We start from the raw sequence: 11925 nt of genomic DNA, 5'->3' as shown, positions 1-11925 counted from the left end.
AGATGACGCGTTAAAATGATAAAGATTGATGCAATACCGGAGTCTCACCGCCAAAATCGTTAATGGTAGAATAGTTCAGCACACCCGATTTACCGGAAACGCCGGCGGGTGCGGCGTAACGCATCTCACCTTTCGCGGGAACCATGGCATTTTTATCTACGACAGGAATAGATTTGCCACCGGTGGTAACTGAAAGCTCTGACAAACTGGCGTAATATTCAGTTGGATTATTCGCCACTATCCACTCTTTCCCCCCTTCACGACGTACTTGCCATTGCAGTTTACTCGCAGTATCCGCTGATTTTTCTGTTAGCGTCGTTGGGCGGATAAACACCTTCAGCCGAGTACGCACGGCAACCTGTAACTGGCTGCCCTGCACTTTACTCACAGGAGGTACTTCTTGGATCCATAGCCAATAAACCGACTCACGATCCTGAGGAATTCTTCCCGGTACGACAACCATACGCAGCTTACCTTCACGTCCCGCGCCAATTTTAAATAGCGGCGGAGTCAAAATAAGCGGCAGACCTTTATCATTACCCTTTTGATCTTCGAGCCAAGACTGAACGAGATAATCTTGGGTCTTATCATCATTCAAAATTTTGATAGACGTTTCTTTGTCACTTTCTAAAGCAACAACACGTGTAAGCGCTGGACGAACAGCCGCAAAGGCAACATTCGACAAGAGCAACATGCTCATCAGAGCGGGTACTGCAATTTGGGTCAATTTCTTCATAGCAATCTCAATTAGTGACAAACCGCATTAATTTGTTGATACCAAGGAGCAGATGCATCTTTGGCGACAGGTAAAACAAACTGACACTGACCATCATTTGGCAGAGTCACATGCAGAGTGGTATCCCCATCGGCCAATATGCCATTGAGATACAGCAGTCCATTATCAGCAACCATGCCGACCTGCTCCTTACCTTGCCACGCAGTTGCTCCGAAAGGAGCCAGTTTGCCATCGGATAAAGACAACATAACTATAGCGCGGCGTCCTATTTTTGTTTGGAAACGGCGTACGACAATCGCTCCATGAGTAGGGATTACGTTCCCCCCACCGTCAATCAACTCAACGTTATCCTCAGTATGGCGCGTATCCAGTGACAAATTGTTGTCGCGATAAGGCGAAATCGACGGCACAACGGCATGTCCCCAACGATCGGTAGACACCCCTGGCTGCCCTTCCACGCTGATATTTTTTGCGCCAGGTGTTTCAATAATGGCAATGGTGTCACCCAGTTGCTGCGAAAGCACCACGCCATGACGATAAGCCACAACGCCACCAGAAATACCGGCTGAGTACTGCCGACTATCTTGACTTGCGCTCGCACTGGCATTCATATTTGCCATGCTGTTGCGATAAGAAACCGATGCCGACGGCGAATAACCATCACTGCTACGCTGAGCGGATAGCGAATAATTCAGAGCACTATCAAGCTCAGAACCAGAGACCGTAGCCATCTGTGAGTTGCCCGAATGATTACTGTTATTGGTACTAAAAGAGATATCACGGCTTCGTTTCTCTCCCATATCCAGAGGTACAGAGAAATTAAGCGACAGTTGACGATCAGGGCTTTCAGCGCCATTGCCCGAATTAGCCTGATAGGTGTAATCCACATTCACGCTAACTGAATGAATGTTGAAGCTATACCCCATTGTTATGGAGGTGTCCTTTGCACTTGAGTCGTAATAACTATCACGCTGCAACGTCAAATATCCGCTGCCAAAATCGCCTAAGCCTTGATTAATCGTTGCTTGTATTTCATTTTTGCGATGGTATTGCGAATCATCATCCCCCCATCGCCAGTCGGCATACTCAGGAAAATCAACAAAGTCTGGCGTCTGATAGCGATACGCCATCAGTTGCAATGAGGTATCAGTGTCATCAAAACGACGGGCATACAACACTCGTAGAGCACGACCACTATCGTTTACGTCTTTTTCCAGCCGTGCATTATCGTCGTTAACATTATTTTCAGTTCTCGATTGATGCTTCTCAAATGCCCAATCCAGAGAGACGCTACCCAAAGCGCCAAGATTAAAGGCACCGCCCAACGCCATCGATTGATATCCTTCGCCAATCACGACAAGATCGCTCAGGGTTAATCTATCCCAGCCATATTGCAGACTTCCCTGCGTCACTAAAGGATCGTATGAGAGCCCGTTGTCACGATAGCGCCCAGCACTCAGGCTATAGCGCCAAGAACCTGGGCGCAGCATATTCGGCAACGACGTGTAGGGCACGGTAAACGCCTGTTTACTACCGTCGCTCTCTTCAACCGTAACATTTAAATCAGCACCGATTTGACCATTGGTTAAATCAGTGATGGCAAAACTGCCCGGAGAGACTGTTTTGCTATAGATGATATTTCCACGCTGGCGAATAACCACGCGCGCGTTGGAATGCGCCACGCCACGAATAATAGGAGCGTAGCTGAACGTACCTGATGGCAACATCTGGTCGTTGGTTTCTAATGTCATTCCGCGAACAGGCAAGATACCTAATACATCGCTGGAAGTATTGGCATATACATCCCCCACGGTAAAGCGGGATACTAGCGGCGCAATATCTCGCTCCGCATAAGCACGGTCGTGATTCTGCTCCCACCCCATTTGAGATTTGTTGAACGTGTCAAAACTATAAAAACGCCAACTGCCCAGATTCAATCCAGAATTCAGACTCAAATAGGCCGTATTGTCGCTACCTGAATCCGCGTCTGAGCCATGGTTTTCCGTATGATAAACATAGCCTGAATAGCTCATGCGTAGCGCATTTACACCGCTGTCCCACAAAGAAGGGTCAATCATTTCGCTTTGGCTACTCACGTTCATCGCGGCTTGTGGCGCAATAATAATTAACTGCTGCATTGCTTCGTCATACTTTATTTTAGCGTCTGGCCATTTGACCAAAAAATCGTAGCAAACTTCATTGCCACTTTTAGCCAGCTCATTTAAATGATGATCGAGACCTATCTGGTGTAATAATCCTTGAGTCAAGCATGGCGTAGCATTATCGCTACCCTTTAGCAAAATAAATTCAATATTCGTTTTAAATAATATGCGATCGTTTAAAACAACATCAACTGATTTTGTACCGGCATCAACGTGGTCTGGATTATAAAATTGTTGAGGTATTTCTTGAGAGCTTTGGCGTAAAAAATCAGCATCAAATGCAGCGCTCTCATTATTTCCCGCATGCAATGTAAAAGGAAAAAAAGCAGACACAAGGATGAGAATTCTCATTAATAATGATAAATGATATCTAATCAAAGGAAGCCTGCTTGTTAAAAAACAATATTCGACTATTAAGCTAATACATCCAAAAATCAGTTATACGCAATATCAATAAAGGTTTTGGCTTTTACATCACCCGAAGAGACAGCTGGGGTCGAAGTATTCGCTTTATATGCGACTTTAAATTTAAGCTCAGTATTCCCCTGAGTTAATGCCTGTGATTTTGACGGTACACCACCATTGATATCAATCACCGTTGAGCCATCATTTTCTAAAATAGCAATACCCACACCTTGTGCAGCATTGTTCTCTTGAATGTTTTTCAAAATTGAATTATCCACAAGATCGGGAGTACCACTAAATGAAACTCTAGCATTCTTCATCGTAGTGGTATCACACTCTTTTAGGTCAATCGTAAAGTCTTTCATACCAGCATAACCACCGGCCGAAGAAAATGATGATGGAGTGACACTCGACAATTGCATCAAAGCACTTTTGCCTTCACCACCATTAAAACCTTGTAGTGAACAAGCTGAAGCTTTAACTGTTCCCGTAAACGTAATATCCCCGTCAGCAGCAAAAGAAGACAAAGGGATAACGCTTAAAGCAACGAGCGTTAGTAAATTAATTTTCATAAAATATCCTTTCAAGTATTAAACTTAGCCAAGAAATAAAATAGAGGTTTCTTAATTGATAACCTCTTGATGATTACTTTAATGCATTAAATACAAGAAGTGAATGCGAGGTATTTTATTTCATGTTTAAGTATCTCTAACAAATAGGAAGTGGATAAGAAAAATCCTATGAAAATCAATGTTGTGAAAAACGCCCATACAAAGTTAAAAATAAAGAGGCTGATACTACTTATAAAACATATAAGTAAAAATTTAAAAATAAACCACCCAAATATTTTTCGAAAAAAATATCCCTTTTTTACGCTCAACCGCCTTACTTAAAAAAAACGGCTGAAATGCCTAATGTTGATCGTTTAAGAGATCGAGATACACGGGGCGAGTACACCGCGGGGTGGTTATGGAACACATCCATGTGTTCCACGCGATGGGGTCCTAAAATTATGCTTAAGTGGCCAGCATTAGCCGAGTAAAACATTAGTTTTGAGAAACAACCCAATTGAGGACAGCTTGACGTGAAATTTTTATCCCACCGTTTTTTAGGCTTTCAGGCAAACGTAAGTAGCGTACAGGCTGCTGAAAGCGAGCTAGTTTTCCCTGAACCCATGTGCTCAACACTGCGAAATCTAACTCCGCGAGTGGCTCAATAACGGCCACCGGACGCTGCCCAAATTCTCGATCATCAACTGGCACCACAAAAACTTGCTGAATTTGTGGATGAGCTAGCAATACTCGCTCAACGTCCTCAGGCTGAATACCTTCCCCACCGCTGAAAAACAGATTATCCAATCGGCCAATGATCCTGAGCTCATCGTTTTGCATCTCCCCTCTGTCGCGGGTATGAAACCAACCGTCGGGATCAGCCAGCGGAAACAGTTGCCCATCACGCCAATAGCCTGAGGCCATATTGTCACCACGCAGCAGGATCTCCTCGTCTTGCAATTTCATCTCACGCCCTGGCAACGGCAACCCTACGCCGGGCAACGCATCTGCACGTTTGGCACACACTGTCGATGCCATTTCGGTCAGACCATAGCCGCACCAACAACGAATACCACGTTGTTCTGCCTGTTCGGTTAAATCAACGGGGATCATTGCGCCACCTAAAAGCACCTCTTTGAGCGTTAAGGGGGTTTCTGGCTGATTGAGCAAGCGCCAAAGCTGCGTGGGTACCAACGAGGCATGTGTGCAGCCGCGCAGAGCATCGTCCAGCACACGCATGTTGCGCACCACTAAGCAGGCACCCGCCAACAGCCAACGCCAAACAATGCCCTGCCCTGAGACATGAAACAGCGGCAGGGAGAGCAGCCAGCTATCTTGCGGCCCCAGCGGCATCAGTGATAACACGCCCTTTGCGCTAGAGAGATGTGCGTTGAAGCTATGCGCAGCCGCTTTAGGCATTCCTGTTGAACCGGAAGTTAGCGTCAGCGTCGCCAAGCGCTGCGAATGCCATTGCGGCACAGTACGTGTTGGCGACACGACATCACTCGGCGCCGTCGCTAGCGTTTTGATCGGTGAAGGCCAACAAAAATCAGCCTCAGAGCTATAACCGTAACCCACATTGAGGCTCGGTAATAATTCGGCGAGCAGCGTATCAGGCAACTGCGGATTGAGTGGTAAGACACGCGCGCCGCATTGCAAAACGGCTAAATAGGCTAATAGCAGTTCAGCGCTATTTTTTCCCCGTACCGCCACTATCGCATCAGGTATAACGCCTTGCTGGATAAACGAAGCCGCCAACTGGCTGATTTTTTCATTCAATGCCAGCCAACTCATCGGCGTTTCATTTAATAATAAGGCGGTGCTATCAGGAAGCTGACTGGCCCAATGCTGCCAAGGCCAGTCGCTAAACACAGGATAAATCGGTGCAGTCATACTAGGAACGCCATACCACATCTAACGAAGCTACGTCCTGTAATGGCAGGTTATTTTCTGGCCATGGACGGATGAGCTGCGCCTGCATCAAATCGAGCGTATCTAAGCCCGGAACGGTATCCGGAGTCAGCCACGCGGCGACTCGTGCGAGCTGAGTCAAACCTAGGCTAGATTCAATACTGGAGCTAATCACCGCCTCTAATCCAATCTGATGCGCTTCAGTAATCAGCTGCTGACAACGCTGCAAGCTGCCGGTTAACGTCGGCTTGATAACAATGGCTGCAACGCCCTCTTCCGCTTCAACACGGAAATCCGGCTCACGTACACTCTCATCCCACGCGATAGCAATACCCGTTGTACGCGCAAAATCTCGTGACTCATCGCGGGTTTTACACGGTTCTTCGAGAAACGCGATACGATTACGCCACTCAGGATTGACGTATTTAGCAAAGCCATCCGCCTTGGCGCGCGTCCAACTGCGGTTAGCATCTAAACGCAGCTTGAGATCGGGCAAAGCCTCAAGCAGCACGTTAACCACCATGCCATCCCGTACCGCCTCGTATAACCCAACTTTCACCTTAGCGACTTTTTCGCCGGGTATCGCCTGCAATACGGCAAACAACTCATCAGGATCACCGGAGCACAACGGTGCCTTGCGATAGTCCGCCTGTATCGGCAGTTCGCCCGAGAGCTCGGCCAGCGCGCAGCTCAGGCCGAAAGCCACCGAAGGCAGCGCATTTTCACTGAGCGATTGGCCTGCTAGCCATTGTTGCAAATCCGTCAAAGCAGCTTCCTGAGCCTGCTCTAAGGTTTCGTGACTAAATTCAGGCAAAGGGGCGATTTCCCCCCAACCTTCATGTTCACCCTCGCGCAGGCACACTATCAACCCGTCACGAGTTTTTAGCCGCTGGTTGCGCAGAATGACGCCTGCATCCATGGGCAGGCTGTAACGGTAAAGTGTGACCTGTCGCATTATGGGTTACGCTTAAATTTAGAGAAATCAGGTTCACGTTTTTCGTTAAACGCATTGCGTCCTTCCTGACCTTCATCAGTCATATAGAACAGCATGGTGGCGTTACCGGCGAGCTCTTGCAGACCTGCTTGACCATCGCAGTCGGCATTCAATGCCGCTTTCAGACAGCGCAGCGCCATTGGGCTGTTGCGCAGCATTTCACGGCACCAGCGCACGGTTTCTTTTTCTAAATCGGCCAATGGCACCACGGTGTTAACTAACCCCATATCCAATGCTTCCTGCGCATTGTACTGGCGGCACAAGAACCAGATTTCACGCGCTTTCTTCTGACCGACGATGCGCGCCATATAAGATGCGCCCCAGCCGCCATCGAAAGAACCGACTTTTGGCCCGGTTTGACCGAAGATCGCGTTATCTGCTGCGATAGTCAGGTCACACATCATATGCAACACATGGCCACCACCGATGGAATAACCAGCCACTGCCGCGACAACGGGCTTCGGACAGGTACGGATTTGGCGCTGAAAATCCAGCACGTTCAGGTGATGAGTACCGCTTGCATCTTTATAGCCACCGTAGTCCCCACGAACCTTCTGATCGCCGCCGGAGCAGAAAGCTTTCTCGCCCGCACCGGTCAGAATGATAGTACCGATGTGATCGTCATAGCGCGCGTCAGACATTGCCTGAATCATCTCTTTAACCGTCTGAGGGCGGAAAGCGTTGCGCACCTGCGGACGGTTGATGGTGATTTTAGCGATACCGTCTGCCGATTTATGGTAGAGAATATCTTCAAAATCAGCAGAGCAGTCCTGCCACTCAATCGGTGCATACAGCTCTTGTTCGCTTGGATACAGCATAGTCAGATTCCTGTTAAAGATGTTTGGTAAGAAAATCACGCACCTGCGTCACAAATTCATTCGAATTGGCGCGATGTGCATTGTGGCCAGCGTCAGCAATAATACGCGCCGGCAAATCAGACTCCACGGCAAGCTGTTGAAACTTCGCATCTCGCTCGCCGCACAAATAAACAAAGGGGATAGCCAGCGTTTTCAGCGATGGCGTGAGCAAAGGTTGTTTGCCGAGAGAAGTCGCCTCCAGCATCGCGGCCAGTGGCTCGCCCATCTGAGCAGAGCGTAGCTCAACAAGGCATTCGCGTTCTGCCTCATTCAGTTCGGCAAAAACCGGCTGGCGATACCAGTCAGATAAAACCTCGCGCAAGGGCTGTGACCGAAAACGTTCTGCCCAGCGTGTATCATGTTCAATTCTAGCCGTGCGCTCATCCTGCGTTTTTAACCCTGGATTTCCGCCTTCAACCAGCAACGCCCTCAGCCCTGCGGGGTCCTGTACAGCATGATACATCGCTACACGTCCGCCCAATGAGTAACCGATGAGCGCATAGGAGGAGATAGCGTAGTGTTTCAAGGTGTCTCGTAGCGAGGCATCCACGACGGCGAAATCCGCAACCGACTGCTCCGCCGAACCACCGTGCCCAGGTAAATCAACCAGCAAGTGAGCAAAATTGGGCAACTGCACGGCAAGTTCCAACCACTCTTCGGCGCTGCCCAAAAAACCATGCAGCCAAACTACTGTCGGATGTTCGGCCGTTTCTATTTTTACAGGCAGGTAGTGGGCGGCCAGAATCACAGCGCGGTAACCTGAGCCAGCAGATCGCGGAGCGTTTCTGCGCCTTCGCTTGGTGATACCTGCAATTCAATCAGGGTCGTCCCAGCGCGGCACCACCCCTGCTGTACCGCGTCGGTCAATGCATCCCAGCTTTGCGGCTGAGCATATGCTAGCTTGAACATCGCCGCCGCATGCTGAAAATCAACATCCTGTGGCATCAGGTAAAAACGTTCGCGTTCCGCCTCCGGCGTGGGCAGCATCGAGAAAATTTGCCCGCCGTTATTATTCACCACGATCAGCACCGTTGGCGCTGAGCTATGGCGCAATAAGGCCAACGCATTGAGATCGTAAAGTGCAGAAAGATCGCCAACAATAGCCAGCGTCGGCTTAGCCGTTGCGCGTTGCACACCGGCGGTGGTAGAAATCAAACCATCGATGCCGCTCGCGCCGCGATTACTATAAACCGGATACCCTACGGGAAGCTGAGCAAAAGCGTCGATCAGGCGAACAATCAGGCTATTGCCTACGAACAGTTGACCATTTTCAGGCAATAGTTCGGGAATGCGCTGAGCAACCTGCGCCTCGCCAAAATGTTCATCCAGATATTCAGTGACGCACTGCTGCGCCATATCCGCTAAGATTTCCAGCTCAGGTGCCCACGGTGTACGTGGCTGAGCGGGGTGCAGAACCAACCAATCAGAAATCGAGGAGATAACACGGCGCCCGAAGTGATGAGCCGGATCTAAACGCCCTTCCAAGGGATCGATCAGCCAATATTCTTGCGGCTCACAGCTTGCCTGCCACTGTAACAGACGTTTTCCGGTCAGACTGCTACCAAACTGCACCACGACTTGGGCCTGATCCAACAACGCCTGCGCTTTGGGGTTCGCCAACCACAGATCGGCACAGGGCAACGGCTGACCACTTTGCGAAAGCACATCGCCAATCAGCGGCCAGCCTAATAAATCGGCCCACTCGGCAACGCGCTCCCCCTCTTCTGCGCTCATTCGTCCAGCCAGAATCACGCCGCGTTTTTGTCGCCAATAGAACCAGTCTAACTGCTTAACCGTCGTCCGCGCATGCACGTTCGTTTCACGCAGCCACGGACGAGAATCCTGCCACCATTCTCCTAAACCGTTAGACCACGCATCGGCGGAGCCATCATCGTCGCCGTACAAGGGTTCAGCAAACGGGCAGTTCACATGCAGCGCGCCGTGGCTGAGCTGTGCCATCGCACTATCGACGGCAGAAGCGAGCCAACGCGCAGGAATATCCGGTGTGGGGCGTGGTAAATTCAGCGTTTGGTTGGGATGAGAAGCAAAGATGCCGTTTTGACGGATTGCTTGATTAGCACCACAGTCGATGAGTTCCGGTGGGCGATCGGCGGTTAACATCACCAACCGCTCTCCCGTTAGACCCGCTTCAATGAGTGCAGGATAGAGATTCGCTACTGCAGTACCAGACGTCACGATAACAGCCACTGGCTCACCTGACGCTTTCGCGAGCCCGAGCGCCAAATGACCCAGGCCACGCTCGTCAAAATGGGTATGGCAGATGAGCTGCGCATTCGCCGCTGCTGCTAGCGTGAGCGGCGTAGAGCGGGAGCCCGGAGCAATACAGATATGGCGAACACCGTGGCGGGTTAACGCCTCTAGTAACAACGCGGCCCAGTGGCGGTTAAATACACTTGTCGACATGGCAGCTCAGCAGTCTGGTTGATTAAGGATTGTCTCAGCTTAGCCCACTCATAGGAACTCATCTGAGCCAGGGAAGGGAAAACTGATGATTTATTCGCTGCCCGACGGTCTTGCAAAATCATAACGTAAAGTAACCTTATGTTTTTGAAAGAAAATCGAACAGGATAATTGGTGCAATATGTTACACCAGCATTCCAAAGACCACAATCAGCTAAGGGGAGTATGTCTGTCCAGCATGGCCGAGCAGCGATAATTCAGCCTATGAAAATTCTGTTTCCAACAACGTTCTCAACCCTGCCGCCTTATTCTCAATCTCCAGCCATTCTTGTTCAGGATCAGATCCTGCAACGATACCGGCTCCGGCGTACAGATGGATATGATCGCCTTGGATTAACGCCGAGCGCAGCGCAACGGCAAACTCTGCCTGTTCCAGTGCCAGATAGCCCGCAGAACCTGCATACCATCCGCGATCGAAAGGTTCATCGCGCATTATGAATTGGCGCGCTGGCTCACGAGGTAATCCCGCCACTGCGGCGGTTGGCTGTAAACGACGCAGGCAGTCCGCATCGTTGTCATGAATCAGCGTGGCATGGATCGGGCGACGTAGATGCTGCACTTTTCGCAGCCGGATCACCTCTGCTGGCATAACGTCTAGCGCCTGAGCTCCGCCCTGCAAACGCTGGCAAATATCATCTACTACCAGTAAATTTTCATGCTGATTCTTACGATCGGACATCAGCCATTGCGCATTTTCCTGCGCCTGTGCATCGCTGCTTCCGCTCGCGACGGTGCCAGCCAGAGCCTCAGTTTCTAACGACAATTGCTGGCGGCGATAGAGCCGTTCTGGTGATGAACCTAAAAACGCACGTTCCGGTGCAAGAGCCAGCATAAAGTGATAGCAGCGATGGTTCACTGCGCGACTGGCAGATAAAAACTGGGCAGCCCGCAGCGGTTGAGACAGTTTCAGCGTGGTGCGGCGAGCCAGCACGACTTTTTCAAATGCCTTATGCTCTATTTCGACCAGCGCATGATTAAGCAGGTTACACCAAGCATCGTGCTCAGGTTGATGATGAGCCGCAAGCACGACAGTCTGCAACGGAGGCAGAGGCTGGATCTGACATAGGACTGCTAAATCATGCAGCGCAATATCCAGATCCTGCTGTAGTGACGTTTCCCCATAGAGATACACCACCAGTTCAGCCTTACCCGCATGGCGCATTAGCGCAATGCGCGGTAAAAACAGCAGGCTGTTGATTGTGCCATAGCCATCCAGTTCAACCTGACCAAACGCGTTCAGGCCCCAAATGCGTAATTCTGGGCAATCATTTTTCCGAATAAATTCTTGCGCCTGCTCAGCATCCGTAAAGGTACATACGGCACCGCATACGGCCGCCTCTTCAGCGCCATCTCGGTGGCGCCAATAGAATTGTGGAAATAGCGGCTGAGAGGCCAACCACTCAAGCATCTGAGTGCCATCTTTCAAACTACAAGGCAGCGCAACGCGGACCAACCCCGATTGCTCGGCAGCGGCTTGGCGTAACAAAGGAATAATGCGTTCTACCAGAGCGGAAAGATGAACCACGACAACCTCGGGCGGCTAAAAGAAGAAGTGTGGAATTATACGGTGGATTAATAAGAAGGAAAGCAACCAGAAGAGTTATCAGCACAGCCAGCGAGTAATCGGTGAAAAACCCACCACCTGTTAACATTTTACGTCTTATCAGCTGACCAATTTCGCCTCTGTATCAACGTTTGGCCGGCGGGAGTCACCACGTATCACGCTGTAATTAAAGTCTGCGCTTGCTACGTTCAGATCACGCTAGTAATAGCAGAGCCTAGCATGGTTAATGCTGATCGTTTAAGAGATCGAGATACACGGGGTTAG

General features: G+C 49.9%; 9 protein-coding genes. All 9 read right to left on the bottom strand.

Annotated features, from left to right (window positions below; all coding sequences use genetic code 11):
- Nucleotides 1-10: 10 nt before the first annotated feature.
- Nucleotides 11-736, bottom strand: coding sequence for a fimbrial biogenesis chaperone (locus M988_RS06940; RefSeq protein WP_008813972.1), 726 nt, complete (start codon nt 734-736; stop codon nt 11-13).
- A gap of 11 nt (nt 737-747) precedes the next feature.
- Nucleotides 748-3249: a fimbria/pilus outer membrane usher protein gene (locus M988_RS06935; RefSeq protein ID WP_064573419.1), complete on the bottom strand. Its 2502-nt coding sequence runs from the start codon at nt 3247-3249 to the stop codon at nt 748-750.
- Nucleotides 3250-3332: 83 nt separating this feature from the next.
- Nucleotides 3333-3875: a fimbrial protein gene (locus M988_RS06930; RefSeq protein WP_008813974.1), complete on the bottom strand. Its 543-nt coding sequence runs from the start codon at nt 3873-3875 to the stop codon at nt 3333-3335.
- 474 nt (nt 3876-4349) lie between these two features.
- Nucleotides 4350-5768: an o-succinylbenzoate--CoA ligase gene (gene menE / locus M988_RS06925; RefSeq protein ID WP_064573417.1), complete on the bottom strand. Its 1419-nt coding sequence runs from the start codon at nt 5766-5768 to the stop codon at nt 4350-4352.
- Complete coding sequence (gene menC / locus M988_RS06920) at nt 5749-6720, bottom strand: o-succinylbenzoate synthase (RefSeq protein ID WP_008813976.1); 972 nt, start codon at nt 6718-6720, stop codon at nt 5749-5751. The genes menE and menC overlap by 20 nt, the downstream gene beginning before the upstream one ends.
- Nucleotides 6720-7577: a 1,4-dihydroxy-2-naphthoyl-CoA synthase gene (gene menB, locus M988_RS06915; RefSeq protein ID WP_008813977.1), complete on the bottom strand. Its 858-nt coding sequence runs from the start codon at nt 7575-7577 to the stop codon at nt 6720-6722. The genes menC and menB overlap by 1 nt, the downstream gene beginning before the upstream one ends.
- A 13-nt stretch (nt 7578-7590) precedes the next feature.
- Nucleotides 7591-8364 carry a 2-succinyl-6-hydroxy-2,4-cyclohexadiene-1-carboxylate synthase gene (menH, locus tag M988_RS06910; RefSeq protein WP_064573415.1) on the bottom strand — a complete coding sequence of 258 codons (774 nt, stop codon included), beginning with the start codon at nt 8362-8364 and terminating at the stop codon, nt 7591-7593.
- Nucleotides 8361-10040 carry a 2-succinyl-5-enolpyruvyl-6-hydroxy-3-cyclohexene-1-carboxylic-acid synthase gene (gene menD / locus M988_RS06905; RefSeq protein WP_064573414.1) on the bottom strand — a complete coding sequence of 560 codons (1680 nt, stop codon included), beginning with the start codon at nt 10038-10040 and terminating at the stop codon, nt 8361-8363. Before menD ends, menH begins: the two co-directional genes overlap by 4 nt.
- 259 nt (nt 10041-10299) lie before the next feature.
- Nucleotides 10300-11622, bottom strand: a complete 1323-nt coding sequence (gene menF / locus M988_RS06900) for an isochorismate synthase MenF (RefSeq protein ID WP_064573410.1) — start codon at nt 11620-11622, stop codon at nt 10300-10302.
- Between the last annotated feature and the right edge of the window lie 303 nt (nt 11623-11925).

Source organism: Hafnia paralvei ATCC 29927, assembly GCF_001655005.1.
GTDB classification, from domain to species: domain Bacteria; phylum Pseudomonadota; class Gammaproteobacteria; order Enterobacterales; family Enterobacteriaceae; genus Hafnia; species Hafnia paralvei.
The sequence above is the reverse complement of the archived record's forward strand: the minus strand, read 5'-3'. Positions and strand labels throughout refer to the sequence as shown.